The following is a 23,427-nucleotide window of genomic DNA, read 5'->3' on the forward strand; positions in this document are numbered from 1 at the left end:
TAAAAACTGTTCAGAACTATAAACTAAAAAATCGGATATAAGTATTATTGTAAGAGTTAACAAAATTACTAACAACCACGTTATAAGCAAATTTGATGCAATAAAAAGGTACCAGCACCTATGGCGGCTGCTACTGCTATCGGAGAACCTTTAATAGATATAATTAAAGAGGATTGTTCTACTATAATTCAATTTTTCAAAGATAGTAATAGCTCTTAACTGGTGTTTATAACCTTTTCAGTAATAATAATGAAGATTTTACATATTATCAGTTAGAGGAAGGTCATCAGGATGATCAAGTTGATGTTATAGGAGTAAGAGATAGTAACATCTATTAATTTTAAATAGGCAAGATGAATTTAAAAGCCTATAAAAACTTTTAATAATAGAACGGTACAAGCGAATTTGTAAATAATTCGCTTGTATCAAACCATATAAAATATGCTGTTTTTTTTGTATATATTCAATCTTTATTATAATTATGATGAAAATCTATTATTTTTTGGGAAACCCATAGGAGGTAATTTACCGGTACTACCTCTTTTTCCTAAAAATGCAATAATATTTTTCTCGAGCTTTACTTTTCCATTGTTATTCCAGCCTAAGCCATCTTCTTTATTAAATATTTTAATATCTAAAAGTTTTGCATTCTTAAATTTTTGCAGCGTTACACCTTGCCCTTTTTTCATTTCAGGTATTTCATCTACATTAAATACCAGTAATTTACGGCTTTCACCGATACAAGCAATACTATCCCCGTTTACAGGTAAACAAGCTATACATGCATGACCATCCGGTACATTCATAATTTGCTTTCCTGTTTTTGTTTGAGCTATTACTTCGTTTGAATTAACTAAAAAACCCTTACCTATGCTACTTGCAAGTAATAAAAGCTGATCAGGCTTATAGACTAAAATATTAGTAATATCATTATTCCCTATATCCACAAGTAGCTTTATAGATTCTCCCGTTCCTTTACCTTTGGAAATATTATCAGCAAGTAATGTAAAAAACCTCCCTTCTGAACTAACTATTAATATTTTATCAGTCGTGTAAGCTTCTAAAATAAATTTTTCTGCATCACCTTCTTTATATTTAATAGTCGATAAATCGGTGTTATGACCTTTTAACGAACGTACCCACCCCATTTTTGAGCAGATAATAGTAATCGGTTCTTTAGTAATGAAAGCCGTTATATCAACTACTTGATTCGTAAGCGTTACTTCTTCAAAGCTTGTACGTCTAGCTCCTATTACTGTATTTAATCCGAATTTCGTTTGTACTGCTTTGATTTCTTTTTTAACTATTTTCCATAGTTCTTTAGGATTATTTAAAATCTCTTCTAATATAGCTTGTTGCTTCTGCAAATTACTATGCTCATTAATAATTTCCTGCTCTTCAAGTTTGCGTAACGAGCGAAGACGAGTATTTAATATTGCTTCTACTTGTATTTCGGTTAGTTTAAACCGCTCCATCATTATCGCTTTTGGCTCATCCTCTTCACGAATAATTTTAATGATTTCATCAAGATTTAGATAAGCTATCCTAAGCCCTTCTAGAATTTCTAAACGATGCTTGATTTTATTCAAAAGATATGTTGATCTGCGAGTAACAATATTTTGTCTATGATCTAGAAACTCTTGTAAAATCTCTAAAATATTCATTACTCTCGGCACGTTATTACTGCCGATTACATTCATATTTAGCTGAATGCGGCTTTCTAAATTCGTTAGCTTAAATAGAGATTCCATAACTATTTGCGGATCACAACTACGATCTCTAGGTTCGATAATTAATCTAATAATATCAGTTGATTCATCTCTAATATTGCTAACAAGCGGGATTTTTTTATCCTTTAGTAATATTGCTATTTGTTCTATAAGTTTTGATTTCTGAACCTGATAAGGTATCTCGGTTACGACTATCTGATATGTACCGTAACTTAGCTCCTCTTTTTCCCATCTGCTTCTCACTCTAAGACTACTGCGTCCAGTAGTATATGCAGCATTAATAACTTCAGCTTTATCAATAATTATGCCGCCGGTCGGGAAATCAGGACCTTTGATAAAGTTCATTATATCATTAATTTCAGCTTTCGGGTGGTTGATTAAATGTATTAGAGCATCACAAAGCTCATGTAAATTATGCGGCGGTATATTGGTTGCCATACCGACTGCTATCCCTTCAGAACCATTAGCTAGTAAATTCGGAAAACTTGCCGGCATTATTACCGGTTCTAAATCGGAATCATCATAAGTAGGGCGAAAATCTACCGTATCTTTATCGATGTCCTCCATTAATAACGTACATATTTCCGTCATACGTGATTCGGTATAACGCATAGCCGCCGCATTATCACCGTCGATAGAGCCGAAATTACCCTGTCCATCAATTAAAGGATAACGCAACGAAAAATGCTGAGCAAGGCGTACCAAGGTATCATACACTGCCACATCACCGTGCGGGTGATATTTACCTATTACATCACCGACCACCCTTGCACACTTCTTATAACCGGAATTCGGCTCAAGCCTTAGCTGTAGCATTGCGTATAATAATCTACGATGTACAGGCTTGAGTCCGTCACGTACGTCAGGAAGCGAACGTGACATAATTGTCGACAACGCATAAGCAAGATAACGCTCCGATAATGCATTAGCAAAGTCAATATTTTCTATTTTAGCTTCTTTCATAAGTGATTGTGTATTTGTTTTTGTTACATGACTCCTATGTCATTCCTGCGAGGCATTGTTGCGTGGTTCAGAAAACGCATTCGATGTCATCCCTGCTTTCGCAGGGATCCAGAAAAAATAACCTTAATATAGGTACAAAATTATATACTATTAATAAAATAAATATATAAAAACGTGTTTTATATATTTTACTGGCTTCCCGCTTCCGCGGGAATGACATAGAGTATACAAATATCACTTCAACACACAACTCTGCTTGTTATAAGCTAATTTCTTACAAACCGCTTTAGCTTGACTAAGACTACTATAATCACCGGCTAAGATTAAATAGAAAAATTTGCCGTCGTCATATTTAACTTTTTTGGTTGTGATAACAACATTTTTAAGAATTTTCGGGAATTTCTTTTTTATTCTTTCCCCTTCTTTCATTGCTTCTGCTTCAGATTTTACCGAACCTAGTTGTACTTTATAACTTTCATTATTTTTACAATTTTTAGGATTATTAGACTTATCTTTACTTCCTTTTTCAAGCTTTATTATATTTAAATCCGTTTCATTTTTGGAGTTATTATTTGGCTCTATTAATGCAATAAGGTTAGATATTTCATCAAAAGATTCATCGCTTTGACTTTGGTTACGAGAATCTATACTCATAGGTTTCTCAGGGTCAGGAAGCAATTTTACGGTTTTAATATTTGTATCTTTAGCAATAAGATTTTCATATATCGTACTATGTACTGCTGCTATTTGGTTATTTTCTATTATAGACGGTTTTATTTTTGTAGGCAGCTCATCAGGATAAATAGTAATTACCGGTTTGCTATTCTGATAATATTGATAACCAAAATAAATAGCGGATATACATATTAAGCACACTAGAAATATTTTAATAAAAATATTATTGATCATATTTAGTAAATGAAAAATTAGTAGACAAAGATCAATTTCAAAAAGAGCAAGAAGTTCACAAGGCGAGGACCACAACGTATACTTAATACGTGAGAACCGCAGCTCTTGTAGAACAACATAGCCAATTTTTGAAATTCATCGAGTATACAATTACATTTTGTTCATCGGTTCTACACCTATCACTTCAAGGCCGCTAGCTATAACTTTTTGTATAGCTTTAGCAAGAGCAAGGCGTGCTAGAGTTAATTCTTTATTGTTTTCAATTACAAATCTATAGTCTCTATTTTCTTTACCGAAATTCCATATAGAATGAAATTTTGAAGCTAAGTTTATTAAATAAAATGCGATGCGATGCGGTTCAAAATATTTTGCAGATGCTTCTAATGTTTTTGTCCACGCAGCTAAAAGTTTTATGATTTCAATCTCTTCTTCTGATGATAATAAAGATAAATCATACTTACCTTCTTCAAAGTCATTATAATATTTCGGCATTAGTGCCATAGCTTTCGATAAAATCGATATTGTTCTTACATGGGCATATTGTACGTAAAAGATAGGATTTTCTCTTGATTGTTCTTTTACTTTTACTAAATCAAAATCAAGCGGCTTATCATTTTGTCTAGTCAACATCATAAATCTTATGATATCTTTCCCCACCTCATGATTTACATCTTGCACACTAGCAAAGCTCCCAAGACGTTTTGACATTTTAACCGGCACACCGTTTTCAACGAAATTGACCAATTGACAGATTTTAACGTCTACTTTAACCTGCTGCTCTTTGCCTAGAGCCTTAACTATTGCCTCAATTCTTTTAACATATCCGCTATGATCCGCACCAAGTACGTAGATTAAGTGACTCGCTCCTCTATCTATTTTATCCTTAGCATATGCAAGATCGGAAGCAAAATAAGACCAACTTCCGTCAGCTTTTTCTATAGGACGATCTTGACTATCACCGTACTTAGTAGATTTAAATAATTTTTGAACTCTGTTATCCCATTCATCGTGAACTTTACCTTTAGGAGCAGGGAGCGTTCCTTCATAAATTAACCCCATACCGGTAAGTAATTTAACTGTTTCTTCTATCTCGCCTTTATCATGCAATGACTGTTCAGAAAAAAATATATTATGTTTAATACCGAGGTCCTCTAAATCTTTTCTATTTAAATCAAGCATTTTTTCTACGGCAAAATTTTTGACTATTTTGAACCTTTCCGCTTCATCCATCGTTAATAATTTATTACCGTATTCTTTCGCTAAAATTTGCCCGAGCGGGATTAAATATTCTCCAGGATATAAACCGGTAGGGATAGTAATTTTTTCGCCTAAAGACTCTCTATAACGTAATAATACTGTACTAACTAAATCATTTATTTGTGAGCCTGCATCATTAACATAATATTCTTTTGTAACAGTGTAACCTACCTTTTGCAAAATTCTTGCTAGCACATCACCATATACTGCACCCCTAGCATGTCCTATATGCATTGGACCGGTGGGATTTGCCGAAACATACTCGATGTTAATATTTCTGCTTTTATCTATATCAATTTCAAAAAATTTTTCTTCGTGCTGTAAAATATCTTTTATCGATGCCTGCCAACTATCAGCTTTTATAGTGAAATTAATAAAGCCCGGTCCTGCTATTTCTATACTTGCAATATAAGGTAATGTTATAAGTACTTCTTTAAACTTTAAAGCCACTTCCCGAGGAGAAATACTTTCTTTAGCAGCAATAATCATTGCAATATTACTTGATAAATCACCGTTAAAACTATCTTTCGGTGTTTCAATAGTAGCAGTATTTGCTATTTCTTGATTATTATATAATTGCTGACTTACTGCAATTATATCTTGTTTCAATTGATTAAATATATTCATAATTAAGTTTTTAGATATTATTAAAATTCAGAGAACAAAGTTGATTATATTCCTGAATGGCAAAACGATCAGTCATACCTGCTATATAATCGGCAATAACTCTAGCTTTACTATATGTTTCATTAGAGTCTATTAGCATTTTCCAATTAACCGGTAATAAATTAATATCATCCATATAAACCTTAAACAGACCTTGTACGATTTTAGTACATTTAAGGCGGATGGCCGTAATTTTATTACTTTTATAAACTCGCTCATGTAAAAACTTCTTAGTTTCCTTAATACGTTCATTAGTTTTTTCCGTAAAATCCACTATCTGATAATTCAAGTTACGTATCTCGTCTATATTAGTAATTTTTTCTTTATTTAAATTTTCTTTTGTTTGCCATAATAAATCGGTAATTAACTCATGTATTAGCTTACGTACTACCTCATAAATCAGACATGAGGAGCTAATATTTTTAAATTTTGACTTGAGTTCAAAAACATGCTGATCAATATATTTAAGTTCAGTAAGACTATTAAAATCGATAATTTTAGCACCGATACTATCTTCTAAATCATGCGAAATATAGCTAATATCATCGGCAAGTGCTGCTATTTGAGCCTCTGCTGATGCATACGTATCAAGTTCTAAATCATTTTGCTTATTATACTCTGCTATATATTCATTTATTTCATTGGTTATAGGACCATTATGTTTTACTATTCCTTCTAATACTTCCCATGTTAAATTCACTCCATTATAAGCCGCATATCTTTTTTCAAGTAGTGTTAATATCTTTAAAGATTGAGCATTATGGGAAAAGCCATTATACTCTCTCATACATTCATTTAAAGCTCTCTCTCCCGCATGACCGAAAGGCGTATGCCCAAGATCGTGAGCAAGTGCTATTGTCTCAGCTAAATCACTTGATAAATTTAAAGTATTAGCAACTGAACGTGCAACAGTCGAAACCTCTAGAGAATGAGTTAGCCTATTTCTGTAATGATCTCCCTCGTGATTAATGAAAACTTGAGTTTTATATTGCAAACGCCTAAATGCATTAGTATGTATAATGCGATCACGATCACGTTCAAACTCGTTTCTATAAGATGTTGGGATTTCCTTATATAATCTTCCCCTACTTTTAAGAGGATCAGAAGCGTATGAAGCTAGCATCGTTATCCTTTATTACTTTTTGTAAATAAATAATCGGCATATGAAGATCAACTTTAAAAAGAGCAAGGAGTTCACAAGGCGAGGATCGCAGCGTATACTTAATACGTGAGAACCGAAGCTCTTGTAGAACGACGACGCCAATTTTTGAAGTTCATCGAGTATACGAGTATACTTGAAAAATATTCATTATACTATATAATTTATGAGACTTTTACAAGGTAATTTTGGTGATGATAACAATTACGGATAGAGCTTTTCAGCGAGTTCACAAGTTAATAGAGCTAGAAAAAGATAAGAATTTAGTACTGAGAGTTTCGGTTGATAGCGGCGGCTGCTCAGGTCTTATATATAATTATGAATTAGTCTCAAAAGATAATATAGAACAAGATGATTATGTCATTACTAAACATAATGCTACAATTATTATTGATCCTATCTCTCAAAAATTTATGCTGGATTGCACTCTTGATTTTATAGAAGAGCTAGGCAGTTCATATTTCAACGTTAGTAATCCGCAAGCTAAAGCAAAATGCGGCTGTGGTAATTCTTTCTCGGTATAAATGCAAGTATTGCGAGTGGGCATTGTTATTAGAATGCCGATGTCATTTCCGCGAAAGCAGGGTCTGTCAGATTCTTTGTGTAAGTATGATTTCTCTCCATTTGCCCAATTTTGTAAAGTAGTATCACAAAGGATTGCAAATTGATTTAAAGCCATCGCCCAATTCTTAATAGGCATTGTCCATTTTTTAGAGGCATTTGTCAACGCCAAAAAGATTATTTTCTGAATCGATTTGTCATCTGGAAACACTCCTTTATTTTTAATAATTTTATGAATTTGACGGTTAGTGGATTCAATAGCATTAGTAGTGTAAATCGCTTTTCTAATGTCTTCCGGAAAGCTAAAAAATGGAGCTATGCCAGACCAATTTCGTTGCCATATGTCAAAAATAACTGGATATTTTTCATCCCATTTTTTGGCAAAATTTTGTAATTCTCTTAATCCCTCTGCTTCATTTATTGCAGAATAAACTGCTTTTAAATCAGCTGTTACCGCTTTTAAATCTTTGTATGATACGTATTTTACAGAATTTCTTACCATATGAACAATACACAACTGCACTATGGTTTTTGGAAAAATGTTATTTATCGCCTCTGGAAAACCCTTAAGACCATCAACACATGCAACATATATTTGTTCAACTCCTCGATTCTTAAGTTCTGTTACTACCTGCATCCAAAATTTAGACCCTTCATCTTGCCTATCCAAATTCCTAATAGCTCTTTCTTGCCCTCCATATTCACTCCAATAGCTATATAAACTGCTTTATTTATTATTACATGATTATCTCTTGCCTTAACATGAATACAATCTAAGTACATTATAGGATATACATTATCAAGTGCTCTATTCTGCCAGGCAGTTACTTCCTCTAAAATACCATCAGTTACCTTTGATATTAACTCAGATGATACCTTGGTGGCATATAGTTCTTCTAAGTGCCATTGTATTTCCCTAATGGTCATTCCCCGAGCATATAAGGATATTACTTTATCATCAAATCCTTCAAATTTACGCACTCCTTTTGGAATTAGTTGAGGTTCAAATTCTCCGTCCCGATCCCTTGGCACTTCTACTTTCAATTTACGACCTTCTGGATCTATTAGAGTCTTTTCATAATTGCCATTATGTCTGTTATCTGAGTCTTTCTCATTTTTAGAATGTTTCTCATAACCTATATGAGATTCCATTTCTTTCTCTAAAATCTTATTTACTATCTGCTTTTTAATTTCCTGAAATATCCCTTCTTTGCCAAATATCTCAGATGGATCACTTTGTGATAGTATTTCTGATACTACTTTTTCTATAGTTGGATTTGATACTTTGCTCTTATTTTTCATATTAGCCTCATGTAAGTTGTTTTAATTAATTTTATTCTTAACTATTTTTATAACTTACACAAACTTTCTGACACCCTCAACATCGCTGAGTCTTTTTCTTAAATCCTCAGTCACAAAGCTTTCTTTTTCTATTTTAACACTATTTAGGTTAATCTTGTTCTTAAATGACGTAGGCAAATAATGTTCTAGAAACTCACGAGCAGCTACAGGCTCACTCATGACTTTTTTAAATAACTCATCATGCCTTGGACGCTCAGAAGCATCGCTATTTGTACTTAAGTCTATTTTCTGTTGTTGATTATTACGCTCTTCATTAGTCATTCTTGCAAATCCTTATAATCTCATAGTCATTGTATGTTCTAACTCCCTTTCTAGGCGTAGCTCTTTAACTTCTGCTTTTACCTTTGCAAAGGTTGTAGCTATTTGCTTCTCATCTACAAAGCCTGGTATATTATTTTGCATCTCATGCTTCATATATTTAAGCGGGCATGAATATTTCTTAGCTCCTACCATCACATGCTCATCATCTAATAGCTGCTTAATATTCTCATTATGATGCTCCATATAATGCTTCTCACATGTTTTACTTAAATTATTAAGCACATTATGACTATCAGAAGAGTTAAATTGATTAGTATATCTTGATCATTTAATATACCATGTTTTTGGGCATATACTACCATATTATGCATATTAGTAATTAACTTATCTTGCTCTATAGTCTTAGGCATTTGAGATCGCCGATAATACACTACTGTCATACTTCTCTGCATATTTAAGCTTACCATCAAGAGACTTAAAGAACTCATGCTCACGGCTAATTGCAGTTAACACTTCATCAGCTGTTTTAGCATTCGCTTTATCTTGCTGAATCACCTGATGCTGATTCTCTAATTGATGACGCTCTAAATTACTATCAAAGTGCTTGTATGTATCTTCTAGATTCTTACTATCCTTGAGCTGAGCTAGTATGTCTTGCGTACTGAAGACGTAATTATGCTCTACTGCTGCTGCTACCTCTTTTAATTTAGGTAAAAGTTCTTGTGCCTTGTATTCAAGAGCTTGTTGCGATAGTTTTTCAAATTTATAGTTAAATGTTGTATATTTGATATTGCCATTTAGTGCTACAAAAAATTGCTGATCTTTTTCTAAAGCTACAAATACCTCGGATACTGTCTTGGAGGTCAATATCTCATGCTTAATTTGCTCCGTATGCGATATTAAGGTCTTGCGTTCTGCTTCTCTTTCAATATCCACTAATCTTGTCTGTTCTAAGCGTCTCTGATAATCAGCATAAACCTTATAGCTAGTAGCAACTTGCTCATATGATTTCTGTGCCCAAGCTTTTAGGTTGCAATGTTCTTCATATACTGCATTTGCGATCTTGTTTTTATCAGTATTGTCTAGTGCATATTTACTACTATACTCTGAGATAGCACTATACACGTTTCATGCTATCTCGTTATGATGACTATCCGGTAAATCATTGATATTCATACCAAGCTGAGCTGAATTCAGAATAGATACGTCACGAACAATATTTTTGTATAACGTTACTTTTCCTTGTGATTCTCCAAAGTTTTTAACCATCAGCTCCAAGTAATCTCTATATATCGCATTAGTACCAGCGATACCACCATATGCTAACGCCTTTTTCTCATATAGATTTTGAGCATCATCTATTAACTTTGTTTTGGTCTCTATAGTTTCAATACCAGAAGCATTATTACTATTACTGCTACTTAAAACCTGGATCTGATCACTTAAACACTCATCACGAATAGCAAGACTAGTTAACATATCTTGATACATCAAAGAGTTGTATTTTAAATAGTCATGCGCTACGCCGCCCTTCCCTGTTGCCTCTAGATATTTAACGTAATTACTTGATTCTTCTGAACTAAAGAAAGTAGAAGCTTTATGCTCATTAGCACTGATGCTTGCAATTTTCTCTTCATCTAGGATCTTACCTTTAAATACCTCCTGCCAAATATTACGCTCAAATAGCTTCTATTGTACTTCTTGATCTACACTTCTTGCTTTATCTGTTGCTTCACTTGGTTCTTCAGCAAGCATATTAGTTAATTTAAAGTTAGTATTCTGAATCACGCTCTGTATCTGCTGCATATCTAAATGAGCAGATCTCACATTTTCTATTGCCTCTTTGACATTTGCAATTGTCATACCTTTAGGCAATCTATCCGCCAAATCCCATTTTTCAGGTAGTAAATCCTTGTGAAAGCTACCATTAAATTTTAGTCTGGGTGGATCAACAACACTCACAAAACCTATATGATCATTTGCTTTGTTTAACTTGTCTTTAATAATGTCTGCAGCTTTAAAGCCTGGCTGATCATTATCAGGCCATATTGTTACATCCCGTCCTTTTAGTTGCCCCCAGTTCACTTTATCAGCAGCATTACTTCCGCCCATCCATGATACTACGTCATATTCAGGCAATATTTTAGCTGCAGCCACAGCTGCTTTTTCTCCTTCCACTATCAGTATAGGTCTGCTGCTGCAAATAGCTTTCTCTATGCCAAAGATAGGCTTATCTCCTTTGTCGGTAAATCCTTTAAGACGCCAAACTATATTCTCGGCTTTCAGCGTTGTAGCAATAGGTGACAGGCATCGTGTTTTTCTTGCCATCTTTTTTGCCAACAAATCTCACTACATAGCCTAGGATTTTGTCGTCTGCATCTTTATAGCTATACACTGCCTCCAATGTATTATGCTGCATCATACCTTTTAGATGCTTGTTTGGATCAAAGATTTCAGCATTTGTAATTTTGTCGGACGCTACTACCCACTCATTTGCTAATTGAAGCTTTGCTTGCTCTAGCCCGTACTCTTTATTGGCTCTGCTGGCTGTAATATGAGCACGGTAATCATAACTACTTGATTCCGCACGAATTCCAGCAAGCTCGGCAACTATCTCAAGTGATTGACGCTTGCTAACTAAAGCTCCTTCTTGTACAAAACTAAAGATATTGCCGCCTGCTCCGCTACTATGACTTATCCATGTACCTTTGCTTAAATTCATGCTAAGACTACCAATACTAATCTCGCTGCCGCTTCTCTTAATAGGTTTAATGCTTCCTCTAACGCTGCTTGTGTACTGTCTAAATATACGCTCTATGTCGCTGCTCGTTAAAGCTTGCTCCACATCTTTAAATCTTAAAGATGGTACTTTAGTGCGTCTTCTACTATCCCGAGTATTAGTAGCACTAGCAAGAGTAGTACTAGAACTAGCATCAGGATTAACAGAGTGATCAGTGTTATGAGCTCTAACGACTTTCTCATGAGACTCAGCGTGGTGATGCTTATGCTCTTTGGAATATGCTTGATACTCATCATCATATTCCTCATTAGAATCATTAAGTCTTGTGTATTTCTCGTTCTGACTATTATTAGTACTCACAAACTAAATCTTGGACCTCATCACTCTCAATTAAAGACTTAAAGCTGCTGATATTTAAGCCGCTACCTACCTGCATTGATTTTAAACTATTTAAAAACTTCTCTTCTTCCTTGCTTGGTTTTAAGTGCTCGAGAACTTTTAGCTCTTCTTCAAGTACTTTAATTTTTAGCTCCTGCTCTTTTAATTAAATCACCATCCTGAATTTCATTAAGCCTTGCCATATTCTCCTCATACTTTAGAAGTTGCGTACCTAATTTGCTTACCTGCTCTATAGATTTACGTCTGCTGCTACTTACTCCAAATATCGTACCTATTCCAATGCCGGGCAACTTACCAAGCATTGATGGATTAGATTTAACTTTCGATATTAGTTCTTTCATATCTACATCAGAGTTAAAGGCTTTAACCGCTTCCCACCTATTTATAATATCGCTACCCTGCTGCTCGTAAATACGCCCAAGATAATGAGGAAATAATGTTTGAACGAAATTCTCTTTAACGTCCTTTTCTTGCTTTAAATCACTTAAATGCTTTTGACTCTCAAGCAAATCACATCTCTTTAGTTCTAATAATTCCTTATTATCGAATATATAACTGTCTATAGATGATAGGTCCTTTTGTAATCTTCTGATTAATTTGCTTGCAACTTTCGTAGTATTAGAGGTAGGTTTTTGCTCTACTGCCTGCGTACTTCTCGCACTATCTCTTTCTGACAAAATCTCACCGCTAGCATCTCGAACTAACATCATTAAATCTTGATATGCCTTGCAATTACTTATTGTGCTTTTTTGTGTAATATCCTGTAAATAGTACTTGTAGGTGTCAAAACCAGCATGTTTGCGTATCGTCTCATAGTTAAGATTAAGCTGAATGGTCTCCGCTCGCCCATTAATACGGCATTGCTGGTGAATGTGCTATTTTCTTGGATTAGCTGCAATCTAGTTGATATTCTACTAGCTATTTGCTCTAACTTCTCTTCGTACTTTGCTCCTTGCTCGCGTACCTTAGCAATCTGCTCTTCTAACTTGGTTTGTCTTTCCTCTGACTTGCTAAAATTCTTCTCTCGTACTAAAGCTCTAACTTCTACTTTGTTCTCGGCTAATAATTTGCTCTCATCTCTCTTTGCAATAATCAATCGCTTAAATTCATTAGCATTCTCAGCATCAATTACGCTAGCGTAGCTATCGCAAATAACCCCAGCGTAATCCCTTAAAATACCTTTCTCTAACTTTAATTCCTCAAAAATCTCCTTAACATTCTCTAAATCACTCTGTCTTAAGCAAATTGCTATGATTTGGCTTTGATGTTTGCTATCAAGCTCTTTAAAGTTAATTTTAAGCTTGTCTTCACTATAGGTGATGCCTTTTGTTTCTTTGTTTTTTCGTTCTTTTAAGTAGTTATTTTCAGCTCTCTCACCTCTTTCGCTTTTTAAAATATTTTCAATAATGTATTTAAAGCTATCCTCACCCTCAGCAAGTGCAATACTATAGGGATCTATCTTTAAATCTTTGATGTTTAAATCTAATTCAAAACTAAGGGCAGGACTTGTATCATCTAACTTGATGCTCTTTAAATGCGTCACTTGTGCTAAAATACGCCCATATAATCTTGTGATATTACCGGAAGACTCAATATCTCTCTTCCACTCTCTCATCTTTCTGTGGCATTCGAATACTCGTGACCTTGCCTCTAAATACTCCCTGATGATTAACTGGTTCCCGTCTAATGTGCCATTACTTCTATAGTCTATGGCAAAGCTATTATTAGCTCTTCTGCTGACTGCAAGCGTTAAGCCAATTAGGTACTTCTTGTGGCGAGTCTATTTTAGATGATGCCTCAAAACTATTAATCTTAAACTGCCTTCTGATGTTTTCTATATCACTATCAAGACGCTGATATACGAGCCCCTCTAACTCTTTTGCGGATGCATGAAGCTTCACCTCCTCCCGATGACGTGACATTAAAACTAAAAACGCTTCATAACCAATAGAACGGTCAAAATATACATGCATGCGGTCTACTGTCTCACCTTGCAATTTATAGCCAGTTAGAGCATATCCATGATTTAACTTCACTCTTCTCTTATTGTTAAAAGAATCTAAAAATGTATTAATCTCGATTATATCCTTTGAACCATCAGCTTTATGTACTAGTACCCGTAAAACTCCATCTCCTTTACTATTAGCACTGCCTCCAAAAGAATTTACAGACAATATTGTTCCAATCTCCCCGTTGCTTATACCGTATCTTAGACTATTCTCTTCAAATACAACCTGGTCGCCTTTCATCAGCGGCAGCATACGCCCGCCGCTACTAATTAATACCTCTTTTCCTTTTAACGCCCCGCTGTGCTTTAGCTCATCCCTGACTCTGATGTTAAATTCAGATACTTTCTCATTCGTATATGCACCAATTGCAATACTGCGTATAGCTATTAAATCATCTCGCTTAAGACTCTCCATCTGCTCAGTATATTCTTTGGTAAATGACGATACTAAGCTAGTTTTAGTCTCTTCTTCATTATCCTTAATATTAAAAACATCTAATTCTCTGTATATCTCAATTGCTTCATGCATCTGGAAGCGTCCCATAGCTTCAGTAGCTTTCCTGTACTCTACTCTTTCCTGTCTTCTGACTTCTGATAGTTTCACTCCACCTGCAATCTTACGGGCTTTGTTAAATGCTCCAGTCATACCAACAGCGGTAAACTGGTTGTTATCACCAACTAGCACTAATTTAGCCTTAGCTCGTAGTACCTCGTGAGCTAAATAATCCATATTAGCAAGCTCTATCATACTTGCCTCATCCACAATCAGTACAGTCTTGCTATCAAGCACATCTTGACGCATAAAGTTAAATACCGAGTCACAACCAATAGATTTTAAATATTCCTCCTCTTCATAATACTTACTGCTTAAATCTATCTTAAAGTTTTTTCCTTTAGACTCTGTAATCTTCTTGCGTAATAAACTCGTATTATCAGCTTTTATTCCAGCATTCCTGCTAAGTACCTTAGCAGATACGCTACTTGGTCCAGTACCTACTACCTTAAATCCTGCACTTTTGTACTGCCGCACTATCTCTCTCATTACGAAAGTCTTACCAGCCCCAGGATTACCTTCGGGTACGCTGATATCTGAGCTATTACATACTGATAAGATTGCGTCAATCTGCTCTGCACTAAACATGGTTCTTACTGCCAAATATATTAAGCTTTAAGCCTAAACTACCTCCTATATTATCGTTAAATTTATTTTGCAGGCGTACTCCTGCTGTGTTTACTAATTCAGCTATTTGTTCTTTGAAACTATTTCTTTCTAAACTCTCATTGTTAATATTAAGCTTATGTTCTTCTTTTGAATTTAACTCTTCTACAGCAGACACATAGCGACGCTCTAAATTCACTCTTGATTTAAGTGAATACAGCGTTCTGCCCATCAAGTCTTTTTGGTCCATCAGCTCAATCTTGTCAGATACCAAAAGCTGGTTGTAAAGTCTTAAAAACTCCTCTCCATATTCCTTGTTCAGATGCTCGATAGCTGGGTTATTACTTTTATTTTCTGCTGGATTATTACTTACGCTTTTTGGTGCATCTTCACTACTACCTTGCTCCTGCACTAACCCCTTGCCAAACCCTCTAATAGCTTCTTGTTCCTGACTAATATTGCTGCCTTTTGATACTAAATGCACCATTAAAGCGTCTGATAATGCTATTGCTATATCTTCTTTAGTAAATACCGGCTTCGTATATGAAATCTTACCTAATACTATCTCAGGATTCTCTTTTATCTTCCGTACATTCTCAACTATTATTTCTCGATTCTTTGCCTCTAACTCTGTACCCTGCATATGATACGTCACGCCCCGATGCTTAGTCGGCTCTTGTTCTATCCCAAGTACCTTGTATGACTTAGCAGTTACCCTAAAAGGTAAACCTGCTTCCTCATACAGCTTATTAATTGCTATCTCACATTCTTCTCTTAGAAAATATAAGACTCTTGGACTTTCTAACTCTCTATCTTTTACCTTTCTAATTACTACTTCCCCATTCTCTAAACGCTCTAATCTTCTTGTAAAATACTGTATATGCACATGTGGATTATTAGGATTATCATAGTAAATATTCACATCACATACTATACCTCGTGATACTATCCATTTTTGGACATATGCCTCAACTATATCTTATATTATCTTCCTTAGTTACTTCTTTAGGCAATGCAAATTCTATCTCAGCTCCAGGTCTTGAATCCACTCTTTTCTCTCTTGCTTCAGCTGCATTCCATAACTGCTCTCTATCTTTTAACCATGATATATCTTTAAACTCCTCAGGTACAAATATTTTACTATAAGCTACTCCTGTTTTTTTGCTAAAATCATAAGTAATACTAATAGCTTCTCCACTTTCTTTATCTATATGTTATACATGAGCTTTGAAGCACAAAAAGAAGCTCTAAAAGCTAAACTTGCGAGATGGAAAGAAGAATCGAAACAAATCTTAAAATTACTGCAATCAAAATATCCTCTATGCTTCTCTATCCCCGCAAAACCACTAGCTATAGGTATAAGTAAGGAAGTTATAGAGTATAAGCTAGACCATAGTAAATAGGTACATACTATGCTAATATATATGTTATAAATAATAATAAATAAATTATGGCAAGCAGTTACAGTTACGATTTAAGAATGAAACTATTCAAAGCTCTAGATGATGGGCTCTCAATTGTTAAAGCATGTAAAATATTCAATATAGGTCGTAACACTATATATAGATGGAAAGCTCTTAAATGGGAAACAGGAGATATAAAAGCAAAACCTTATGGTCTAGCAAAGGGTTATAATGCAAAAATAAATCTCAAAGAATTTGAAGAATTAATTATCAATAATCATGATAAAACAGCTAAAGAATTAAGTATTATACTAGGTAATAGATTACAAAGAACTAGAATAAATTACTATAGAAAACTACTAGGCTACACTTATAAAAAAAAGTCATCTTCATCCCAAAAGGGATATTGGTTTAAGGAATGAATTTATAGAAAAGATACAGCAAATTTCTAAAGAAACTCTAGTATTCATTGATGAGTCAGGAATAGAAGATAATGCTTGTAGAGAATATGGATGGAGTATAAAAGGTACTAGATGTTATGGAAACAAAGTGTATCAACATAAATCCAGGATCAGTATGATAGCGGGGCTTCGTAATAATCAAATTATAGCGCCAGTAATATTTGAAGGAAATTGTAATAAAGAAATATTTACAACAGTCTGTTCAGGATGATACAGATTTAAGTGATTGTTTCATAGTTTCTAAGGAGAGTTTTTATGCCATCAAAAACAACGTATCTAAAAGTAAAGAATAATACTGCAAGTAATATAACTACAGCAGTGCGTAATATTGATAATTATGATTGGGGTAGCAAGAATAGACCAGATCATAATTTTAATAATAAAGTTATTAAACCATCTAGAGAATTAATAATGCCTGAAGATATTAATACTTATGCTACTGCAAATTTATATACACTTGATTTAATATTTGATGATCATACAAAAATATCTTGTCGAATTGATCAAGGCATTGCAGCCGGTAGAAAAGAACAGTTTATAGATTATATACCTGCTACTATATTGGGAGCTTGTGTTGCCGTTACTCCTCCTGCTATTGTGGGGGGGGTAGTTGCTTCCACCTATATTGGGGATGCTATTTATTCAAACATCCAACATAGTGAACGTGGTATAATGGGCTCAGGAGATCATGCGAATCATGCTGCATCAATTAGTGTTATGGGAGATACTGTTGTGGTAGACGTGACCTAGACCTTGAGCATTTAGAGTCTATAATATAATTGATTTAAAGCAAGTGACTAATTTTAGGTATTTTTCAACAAAGGTACGAAAAGTCCTGTGTATGGGGCAAAAGTTAGATTTTGTGCTAATTGTACAAATAAAACATCAGTATGGATAAATACTCAAGTTTTTACAATGCTTATAATACAAGTAAAGAACCAGTATTTGGAATGAGTCATTGCTTTAATGAGGTGTAGAAGTCAAGCCGGATTGTTGAAAAAGTATTTTTATATCCCTATCCCTGCTGTGTAATAACTGTACCTATTTCCTATGGTCTAGCTATATTGTTGTTATATTTGATAAACTATCAGCTAGATTTGCAGTAGTTTTAGTAGTGCTACTTGAATAGTGATTAGCTAAATTACTTAGTTTTTGAAAATATAAAATTGAAACTAATATAAAAATACTTACCCAAATTAAAGTAGCTATAGCAAACTTTATATTGGCTAACGATAAAATATAAATAGCAAAAATTAATGCTAAACTATAAGCACAAAAACGATCTATAGATAGTTTAATTAATTCTATATGTACTATCAACTAGATTATTTACTTTATGCGTTAGATCGCCTGGGAAATTATTTATGAAGTAAGAATGGCTTCTGTTTAATAACGCATAAAAAGCTCTATCAGCTATTTTTGCTTTAAGTAAAGGAACCATTCTGATATCTACAAAATAACCATAAAGCCTAAAAATAGTAGTAATAAACAACGCCATAAAAATATAAATACTTATAGGTAAAAAAAGATGTTCAACAACATTATTGTCTTGATATTTTATCGCTGTATCTAAAATATCTTTTACCACGTACTTTCTCAAAGATAAATCAATAGCCCACATTAAAGTTACCAAAAACATTATTGCTATATTTACCTTGAACTGAGATAATATATTTAAGATAAATAAGAGAACTTTCTTAAAATTATGCAATGTAGTGTTATTCATCATAATTTATTGAAATAATTATTAAGAATTACAATATGCAATCCAGTCGCTCATGCAACAACGCTATCCTCAACGAGGAAAATACAGATTCACAAATAAAAAACATAGTGCCCTACGATTATAAAAAGAAACGTGAAGAATTAAATAAACTAGTCAAAAATCACATAGCAAAACAACAGCAAAATTTAACACAAAAAAACAAATCTATGTCTGTCTAAAAACGAACGTTTCCGTACACCCCTTATTCCTATATCCATAAATTATATTGACTTACTTTAATACAGACCTTATATTCAGGACACCCTTTTTAATACAATTTACACTATCTTCTATGTCTCGTACTTTTGCATATGCCCGCGTTTCTAAACTCGAACAAATACCTGAAAATCAAATCAGGGAAATTGAATCAGCAGGTTTTACCATCGAGCCACACAGAATAATTGTTGAAACTATATCCGGATCAATGCCTATAGCACAACGCCAAGGATTTGCAAAGTTACTAGATAAGATGGAGAAAAATGATGTATTGGTGGTAACTAAGCTAGACCGATTAGGACGTGATGCTATTGATGTAAGCATCACAGTTAATAAATTAGAGAAAATAGGAATTAAAGTTCATTGTCTTGCACTTGGGGGCGTTGATCTTACCAGTTCAGCTGGAAAAATGACTATGGGAGTAATTAATGCTGTTGCTCAATTTGAACGTGATTTGTTAATAGAGCGTACTCAATCTGGGCTTGCGAGAGCTAAAGCAAATGGTAAAACTCTTGGACGACCACAAATTTTAACAGAATTACAAAAAAAACAGGTTATACAGCAACTAAAAGAAGGCAAAACTATCACATCTATTGCAAGACATTTTAATACAAGCAGGCAAACTATCATGCGTATCGGAGATAATAACCTCTAATACTTGCTTGTACCGCTTTACATTCATTGATGATGGACACCACTGTCTCTAAAGGGCTTTGTTCGGAAGGGTAATAAATAGGTGTGAAGTATAGGGAGAATGATATATAATATTGTGGATTAGATTAACAATAAATTGATAATGCCATACAAGGAACGGGTAAAAGCAGGTTTACCGAGGAAAAGAGATAAACAAAAATATAAAGTAATAAACTGGTCACAATATAATCAAAGTTTAAGACAAAGGGGAATGATCAGTTTATATTTTCCTGAAGGGGATCTAGAAACATTATTTATTAATGCCAAGCCTTATGTAGAAGGAGAATCTGGCAGAACAACGACATACCAAGTGCCATATATATAACTAATTTACACATTATATCGTTTATTTGGTTTCGGGCAGCGTCAAATAACAGGTTACTTTGAAGATCTATGGCAAAATAAAGGACTTGAGATTCCAGTCCCAAGCTTTGGTCATTTATGTGATTTATTTTCAAAGATTCCGTTAGAGGTAAAGCAGTGTTGTAATAGACTTGCTGAGCGTACCAAGAATGGTGAAGCTATATCTCTGATACTAGATAGCACAGGTCTTAGATTTAATACAGCTAGTAACTGGTATGCAATGAAATATAATAAAATCTGTAAGAATAAGCCATGGCAGAAAATGCATATTTCTATGAATCCTGAAATGAATATTTATGATGTTGAGATTACTGATTGCCATACTTCTGATATAGAGATGCTAGAGTCTTTAATACCAGAGAATATATCGGTAGATAAAGTAATTGCTGATGGTGCTTACTATAGTATTGAAGGAGTTGAGAAATTAAGTAATAGCGGTATTACGCCAGTAATTCCTCCTCCACGCAATGCTAAAATATATGGTCGAGATAACACTATATGGCATGATAAGGTTGTAGGTTATATTAGTAAGAAAGGTAACATTTATGCATTTTATAAAAAATACTGTTATGGGGTTAGGGCACGAATTGAAGCTCAAATTTCAAGAATTAAGAGATGTATTGGTTCATCTCTATTAACTAAAAAAATAGCATCACAAAAACGCGAAGCCACTGTTATTGCTAATATTATAAATTTATGGAATTCATTTGGGTGTTAGCAACGGATGTAAAATGATACAGAGTAACGGATGAAAATTGATACAGTATTAAATATCTATCTTCTGAATAAGGAGGTAATGAATAATGATAATACTGGATCAAATAATGGAAATAAAAATATTGCATAAACATGGTAAAAGCCTAAGAACGATATCAAGAGAAGTAGGTATATCAGTAAATACGGTACGTAAGTATTTAAAATACGATGGTCCCCCAAAATATAAGGATAGGGAGAAGTTGGTCACAAAGCTCGCCCCATATAAAGATTACTTGAGTGATAGAATAAAATCAGCCCATCCTGTACCTCTGCCTGGTACTGTACTATTTCAGGAGATAAAAGAGTTGGGTTACGCAGGTGAGATAACCCAACTCAGGGATTATTTAAGAAGTATAAAGCCAGTAGTTAAACAGGAGAATATGATAAGATTTGAGACTGCTTCTGGAAAACAAATGCAAGTTGATTGGATTGAATTTCGTAAAGGGAAAAATCCTCTATCAGCTTTTGTTGCTACTTTAGGATTTAGCCGAGCAAGCTATGTAGAATTTGTTAGCAATGAGAAGTTAGTAACATTAATAGAGTGCCATAAGCGGGCGTTTGATTATTTTGGTGGAGTACCGGAAGAAGTACTTTATGACAAATTTACTATAGCTGCAGATTTGATGCTTGTACTTAATGCTGGGCTAAATCAGGGAAACCTAGACTCTATATATTCAAAAGAGTCATACTACCATATAAATTACTTATAATAGACGAATTTGGGTATCTGCCGTTAAAACAGGAACAATCTAATCTATTATTTTAGGTTATAGCAAAGCGTTATGAGAAGGGTAGTATAATTCTTACAAGTAATCTTCCATTTTTGGGCAATGGCACAACAGGCTTGCTCAGGATAGTGCTCTTACAGCTGCTATCTTAGATCGTCTGCTTCACCACTCCACTATACTCAATATTAAAGGTGATAGTTTCAGGCTTAAGGATAAAAAGAAAGTTGGTCTTGTGCCAATAGAAATGATTAATAAACAGGAGGATAATCTTATGACTTAAATATTAGATAATTTTTTTATGATACTGTATCAATTTTCAGCCGGCACATATTAAAAATCTGTATCATTTTTGAGGGTGTCAGAAAGCAGGAATCCAGTAACCTTTTGTCATCCTGCGACTTGATCGCGGGATCTTAGGACATAGTCTGTGATATAAAACCCCGTGATCAAGCCACAAGGTGACGCTCATTTCTAGATTTCCGCTTTCGCGGAAATGACATAAACCAGGTCTACACAAGCAAGCCTATCGCAGGAATGATATCGCAACGTCAAACTTTTAATGTTGATCATTAGGGTTGCATAGCTGCTCCACCTACCTCCACTTCGTCATTATCACCGTAAGGAGGACACACTATTTCATTACTATTACCGTTATTATTCCCATCTTCTTCGTCATCTGAAGCATTACTATCTACCATAATATAAATATGTTGTTGTTGGGCTTGTTGAGCTATTAAACTTTGTTTTAATGTTTCAGCTTGAGATTTTCTTAAATTTAGCCCTTGTCCTATACATTGCTCCGTAGAGAGAATTTCCAAACTTTGAGATTGTCTTATTAAATCATCGCATATAAAAACTCCGCAGTCCCAAGTATTATCTTGTTGTAGAATTTGTAAGTCTATTATTTTTGCATCAGGATAAACCTCAGTAATAAGTTCTATTAAGTCAGGACGATCATTTAACGATCTGCCCAGAGGATCATTATACGTAAATATTATCTTATTTGTATTATTATCTTTACTTAATCACCATACTTACCCAATATGCATGCCCTGTATTAATAGGCATAAGTACAACTTTACTTTTTTTCCTTCAAATCCTCATATACTCCCTCTCTAAGTGCATCTCTTACTTGTTCAGGCTTTGCTAAATCAACGTGGGTAACTATAGAGAATTTATTTTTGTCTATATTTGCTTCTAATATATTTTTTATATCATCTTCACTATACCAGTAATTTGGTTTTTGTATATTTTCTATAGTGCGAAGTGGGGTGTTTTCCATTGGCTGTGATTGTTGTTGATGCTGTTGTGTTTGCTGCGGCTGAATTAAAGCTTCTTTTTGTGCTTGCTGCTGTGTATTATTCTGTTTGGTTAATTCTTTTTGATCATTAGTTAATTGCTCATTTTGATTTTGTTGTACTTTTGGCCACTCCTTGGCTTGCAGCTCCGGCAGTGAAACAAAATCATTTATTATATCTGTGTATCACTTAAAAATTTTGTTCTGTCAGCCTCCTTGGCAAACATACTAAGATCCTCTATTTTGCCTTTGTCAAGCATTGCACGTATAAAAGCAGTATTTTTTGCCATATCTGTATCAAAAGCTTTTAAAGCCTTTGATACTCATTCTTGTTTTTCTTTCTCATTTTTGTCAACTCTACTTGCAGCTCTCAAATATTCAAGCCCTGCTTTTGGCATTAAATTTAATTTAAATAAAAATTCTGCTACAGATATATGAAGATCTTTTTCTAAAGATATATAATGTGCTTTTTCTTCTCGTTTATTTTTTAAAATACTAAAAATTTCATGAAGAATACTACTACTATCCTCAATATCCGGCTATACTTAAACTTACTTTAAAATATTTCATT

General features: G+C 34.0%; 25 protein-coding genes and 6 pseudogenes. 9 read left to right on the plus strand and 22 right to left on the minus strand.

Annotated features, from left to right (window positions below; translation table 11 throughout):
* Positions 1–479: 479 nt before the first annotated feature.
* The 4 genes from parC to RAS_RS00810 form a co-directional block, all read right to left on the minus strand.
* Complete coding sequence (gene parC / locus RAS_RS00790; RefSeq protein WP_147141441.1) at positions 480–2,693, minus strand: DNA topoisomerase IV subunit A; 2,214 nt, start codon at positions 2,691–2,693, stop codon at positions 480–482.
* A 234-nt stretch (positions 2,694–2,927) separates the two neighbouring features.
* Positions 2,928–3,602 carry an SPOR domain-containing protein gene (locus RAS_RS00795; protein WP_147141443.1) on the minus strand — a complete coding sequence of 225 codons (675 nt, stop codon included), beginning with the start codon at positions 3,600–3,602 and terminating at the stop codon, positions 2,928–2,930.
* A gap of 150 nt (positions 3,603–3,752) precedes the next feature.
* Positions 3,753–5,486, minus strand: coding sequence for an arginine--tRNA ligase (gene argS, locus RAS_RS00805; protein WP_147141446.1), 1,734 nt, complete (start codon positions 5,484–5,486; stop codon positions 3,753–3,755).
* A gap of 10 nt (positions 5,487–5,496) precedes the next feature.
* The gene (locus tag RAS_RS00810; protein ID WP_147141449.1) at positions 5,497–6,648 is read right to left on the minus strand and encodes a deoxyguanosinetriphosphate triphosphohydrolase; all 1,152 of its coding nucleotides are present in this window, start codon (positions 6,646–6,648) and stop codon (positions 5,497–5,499) included.
* Positions 6,649–6,875: 227 nt separating this feature from the next.
* On the opposite strand from RAS_RS00810, the gene RAS_RS00815 reads away from it, so the two are divergent.
* Entirely contained in the window at positions 6,876–7,208 is a 333-nt protein-coding gene (locus RAS_RS00815; protein WP_147141453.1) for an iron-sulfur cluster assembly accessory protein, read from the plus strand.
* 131 nt (positions 7,209–7,339) lie between these two features.
* Here RAS_RS00815 and RAS_RS00820 read toward each other — a convergent pair.
* The 13 genes and pseudogenes from RAS_RS00820 to RAS_RS10370 form a co-directional block, all read right to left on the minus strand.
* Positions 7,340–8,547, minus strand: a pseudogene (locus RAS_RS00820) (IS256 family transposase); the annotation flags it as partial.
* Positions 8,548–8,625: 78 nt separating this feature from the next.
* Positions 8,626–8,868: pseudogene (locus tag RAS_RS00825) on the minus strand (Rpn family recombination-promoting nuclease/putative transposase); the annotation flags it as partial.
* Between the two features lie 12 nt (positions 8,869–8,880).
* Positions 8,881–9,150 carry a hypothetical protein gene (locus RAS_RS00830; RefSeq protein WP_232049248.1) on the minus strand — a complete coding sequence of 90 codons (270 nt, stop codon included), beginning with the start codon at positions 9,148–9,150 and terminating at the stop codon, positions 8,881–8,883.
* Positions 9,135–9,278 (minus strand): hypothetical protein, encoded by a 144-nt coding sequence (locus RAS_RS09225; protein WP_232049249.1) that lies wholly within the window; start codon positions 9,276–9,278, stop codon positions 9,135–9,137. The genes RAS_RS00830 and RAS_RS09225 overlap by 16 nt, the downstream gene beginning before the upstream one ends.
* Positions 9,271–9,993, minus strand: coding sequence for a hypothetical protein (locus RAS_RS00835; protein WP_147141456.1), 723 nt, complete (start codon positions 9,991–9,993; stop codon positions 9,271–9,273). The genes RAS_RS09225 and RAS_RS00835 overlap by 8 nt, the downstream gene beginning before the upstream one ends.
* Positions 9,994–9,996: 3 nt before the next feature.
* Positions 9,997–10,359 (minus strand): hypothetical protein, encoded by a 363-nt coding sequence (locus tag RAS_RS09230; RefSeq protein WP_232049383.1) that lies wholly within the window; start codon positions 10,357–10,359, stop codon positions 9,997–9,999.
* A gap of 198 nt (positions 10,360–10,557) precedes the next feature.
* The gene (locus tag RAS_RS09235; protein ID WP_232049250.1) at positions 10,558–11,196 is read right to left on the minus strand and encodes a toprim domain-containing protein; all 639 of its coding nucleotides are present in this window, start codon (positions 11,194–11,196) and stop codon (positions 10,558–10,560) included.
* Positions 11,123–11,968: a hypothetical protein gene (locus RAS_RS09240; protein ID WP_232049251.1), complete on the minus strand. Its 846-nt coding sequence runs from the start codon at positions 11,966–11,968 to the stop codon at positions 11,123–11,125. The genes RAS_RS09235 and RAS_RS09240 overlap by 74 nt, the downstream gene beginning before the upstream one ends.
* A gap of 158 nt (positions 11,969–12,126) precedes the next feature.
* The gene (locus RAS_RS00845) at positions 12,127–12,717 is read right to left on the minus strand and encodes a hypothetical protein (protein WP_232049252.1); all 591 of its coding nucleotides are present in this window, start codon (positions 12,715–12,717) and stop codon (positions 12,127–12,129) included.
* Positions 12,718–12,743: 26 nt separating this feature from the next.
* Positions 12,744–13,622, minus strand: coding sequence for a hypothetical protein (locus RAS_RS00850; RefSeq protein WP_197734691.1), 879 nt, complete (start codon positions 13,620–13,622; stop codon positions 12,744–12,746).
* A gap of 109 nt (positions 13,623–13,731) precedes the next feature.
* Positions 13,732–15,171 carry an AAA family ATPase gene (locus tag RAS_RS09245; protein ID WP_232049253.1) on the minus strand — a complete coding sequence of 480 codons (1,440 nt, stop codon included), beginning with the start codon at positions 15,169–15,171 and terminating at the stop codon, positions 13,732–13,734.
* Positions 15,149–16,096, minus strand: coding sequence for a MobA/MobL family protein (locus RAS_RS09250; protein ID WP_269472999.1), 948 nt, complete (start codon positions 16,094–16,096; stop codon positions 15,149–15,151). The genes RAS_RS09245 and RAS_RS09250 overlap by 23 nt, the downstream gene beginning before the upstream one ends.
* A 46-nt stretch (positions 16,097–16,142) precedes the next feature.
* Positions 16,143–16,385: a MobA/MobL family protein gene (locus tag RAS_RS10370; protein ID WP_332094829.1), complete on the minus strand. Its 243-nt coding sequence runs from the start codon at positions 16,383–16,385 to the stop codon at positions 16,143–16,145.
* Here RAS_RS10370 and RAS_RS00865 point away from each other — a divergent pair, their 5' ends adjacent.
* The 3 genes and pseudogenes from RAS_RS00865 to RAS_RS00875 all read left to right on the plus strand — a co-directional run bounded on the left by RAS_RS00865 (position 16,386) and on the right by RAS_RS00875 (position 17,788).
* Positions 16,386–16,577 carry a ProQ/FINO family protein gene (locus RAS_RS00865; protein WP_232049254.1) on the plus strand — a complete coding sequence of 64 codons (192 nt, stop codon included), beginning with the start codon at positions 16,386–16,388 and terminating at the stop codon, positions 16,575–16,577.
* Between the two features lie 47 nt (positions 16,578–16,624).
* Positions 16,625–17,234, plus strand: a pseudogene (locus RAS_RS00870) (transposase); the annotation flags it as partial.
* A 59-nt stretch (positions 17,235–17,293) separates the two neighbouring features.
* The gene (locus tag RAS_RS00875; protein ID WP_147141462.1) at positions 17,294–17,788 is read left to right on the plus strand and encodes a hypothetical protein; all 495 of its coding nucleotides are present in this window, start codon (positions 17,294–17,296) and stop codon (positions 17,786–17,788) included.
* A 309-nt stretch (positions 17,789–18,097) separates the two neighbouring features.
* On the opposite strand, the gene RAS_RS09255 is transcribed toward RAS_RS00875, so the two are convergent.
* Together RAS_RS09255 and RAS_RS00880 are read right to left on the minus strand one after the other, a co-directional pair.
* Positions 18,098–18,358, minus strand: coding sequence for an ABC transporter transmembrane domain-containing protein (locus RAS_RS09255; RefSeq protein WP_232049255.1), 261 nt, complete (start codon positions 18,356–18,358; stop codon positions 18,098–18,100).
* Positions 18,333–18,764 (minus strand): ABC transporter ATP-binding protein, encoded by a 432-nt coding sequence (locus tag RAS_RS00880; RefSeq protein ID WP_232049256.1) that lies wholly within the window; start codon positions 18,762–18,764, stop codon positions 18,333–18,335. Before RAS_RS00880 ends, RAS_RS09255 begins: the two co-directional genes overlap by 26 nt.
* Before the next feature lie 331 nt (positions 18,765–19,095).
* On the opposite strand from RAS_RS00880, the gene RAS_RS00890 reads away from it, so the two are divergent.
* The 5 genes and pseudogenes from RAS_RS00890 to RAS_RS09260 form a co-directional block, all read left to right on the plus strand.
* Positions 19,096–19,674, plus strand: a complete 579-nt coding sequence (locus tag RAS_RS00890; protein ID WP_147141468.1) for a recombinase family protein — start codon at positions 19,096–19,098, stop codon at positions 19,672–19,674.
* Positions 19,675–19,809: 135 nt separating this feature from the next.
* Complete coding sequence (locus tag RAS_RS00895) at positions 19,810–20,037, plus strand: hypothetical protein (RefSeq protein WP_232049257.1); 228 nt, start codon at positions 19,810–19,812, stop codon at positions 20,035–20,037.
* Between the two features lie 258 nt (positions 20,038–20,295).
* Positions 20,296–20,793 (plus strand): transposase, encoded by a 498-nt coding sequence (locus RAS_RS00900; RefSeq protein ID WP_232049258.1) that lies wholly within the window; start codon positions 20,296–20,298, stop codon positions 20,791–20,793.
* Between the two features lie 106 nt (positions 20,794–20,899).
* Positions 20,900–21,385, plus strand: a pseudogene (locus tag RAS_RS00905) (IS21 family transposase); the annotation flags it as partial.
* 45 nt (positions 21,386–21,430) lie between these two features.
* A pseudogene (locus tag RAS_RS09260) lies at positions 21,431–21,839 on the plus strand (ATP-binding protein); the annotation flags it as partial.
* Between the two features lie 289 nt (positions 21,840–22,128).
* On the opposite strand, the gene RAS_RS10915 reads toward RAS_RS09260, so the two are convergent.
* From RAS_RS10915 to RAS_RS10920, 3 genes and pseudogenes are all read right to left on the minus strand, one after another.
* A complete protein-coding gene (locus tag RAS_RS10915) occupies positions 22,129–22,557 on the minus strand; it encodes a hypothetical protein (protein ID WP_147141481.1) in 429 nt (142 codons plus the stop codon).
* Positions 22,558–22,637: 80 nt separating this feature from the next.
* Positions 22,638–22,841, minus strand: coding sequence for a hypothetical protein (locus tag RAS_RS08405; RefSeq protein WP_172616084.1), 204 nt, complete (start codon positions 22,839–22,841; stop codon positions 22,638–22,640).
* Positions 22,842–22,925: 84 nt separating this feature from the next.
* A pseudogene (locus RAS_RS10920) lies at positions 22,926–23,426 on the minus strand (hypothetical protein); the annotation flags it as partial.
* Position 23,427: the final 1 nt, after the last annotated feature.

The sequence above is a fragment of the Rickettsia asiatica genome (genome assembly GCF_007989425.1).
Classification (GTDB): domain Bacteria; phylum Pseudomonadota; class Alphaproteobacteria; order Rickettsiales; family Rickettsiaceae; genus Rickettsia; species Rickettsia helvetica.

Excerpts from the sequence above, each read along its gene's own strand:
- RAS_RS00865 (WP_232049254.1), top strand. The coding sequence starts at position 16,386 with ATGTTATACATGAGCTTTGAAGCACAAAAAGAAGCTCTAAAAGCTAAA.
- RAS_RS00880 (WP_232049256.1), bottom strand. The coding sequence starts at position 18,764 with ATGAATAACACTACATTGCATAATTTTAAGAAAGTTCTCTTATTTATC.
- RAS_RS00900 (WP_232049258.1), top strand. The coding sequence starts at position 20,296 with ATGAAATATAATAAAATCTGTAAGAATAAGCCATGGCAGAAAATGCAT.
- argS (WP_147141446.1), bottom strand. The coding sequence starts at position 5,486 with ATGAATATATTTAATCAATTGAAACAAGATATAATTGCAGTAAGTCAG.
- RAS_RS08405 (WP_172616084.1), bottom strand. The coding sequence starts at position 22,841 with ATGGAAAACACCCCACTTCGCACTATAGAAAATATACAAAAACCAAAT.
- RAS_RS00810 (WP_147141449.1), bottom strand. The coding sequence starts at position 6,648 with ATGCTAGCTTCATACGCTTCTGATCCTCTTAAAAGTAGGGGAAGATTA.
- RAS_RS00850 (WP_197734691.1), bottom strand. The coding sequence starts at position 13,622 with ATGAGAGAGTGGAAGAGAGATATTGAGTCTTCCGGTAATATCACAAGA.
- parC (WP_147141441.1), bottom strand. The coding sequence starts at position 2,693 with ATGAAAGAAGCTAAAATAGAAAATATTGACTTTGCTAATGCATTATCG.
- RAS_RS00845 (WP_232049252.1), bottom strand. The coding sequence starts at position 12,717 with ATGATGTTAGTTCGAGATGCTAGCGGTGAGATTTTGTCAGAAAGAGAT.
- RAS_RS09225 (WP_232049249.1), bottom strand. The coding sequence starts at position 9,278 with ATGCCTAAGACTATAGAGCAAGATAAGTTAATTACTAATATGCATAAT.
- RAS_RS00795 (WP_147141443.1), bottom strand. The coding sequence starts at position 3,602 with ATGATCAATAATATTTTTATTAAAATATTTCTAGTGTGCTTAATATGT.
- RAS_RS00875 (WP_147141462.1), top strand. The coding sequence starts at position 17,294 with ATGCCATCAAAAACAACGTATCTAAAAGTAAAGAATAATACTGCAAGT.
- RAS_RS00890 (WP_147141468.1), top strand. The coding sequence starts at position 19,096 with ATGTCTCGTACTTTTGCATATGCCCGCGTTTCTAAACTCGAACAAATA.
- RAS_RS09230 (WP_232049383.1), bottom strand. The coding sequence starts at position 10,359 with ATGTATCAAGATATGTTAACTAGTCTTGCTATTCGTGATGAGTGTTTA.
- RAS_RS09235 (WP_232049250.1), bottom strand. The coding sequence starts at position 11,196 with ATGGCAAGAAAAACACGATGCCTGTCACCTATTGCTACAACGCTGAAA.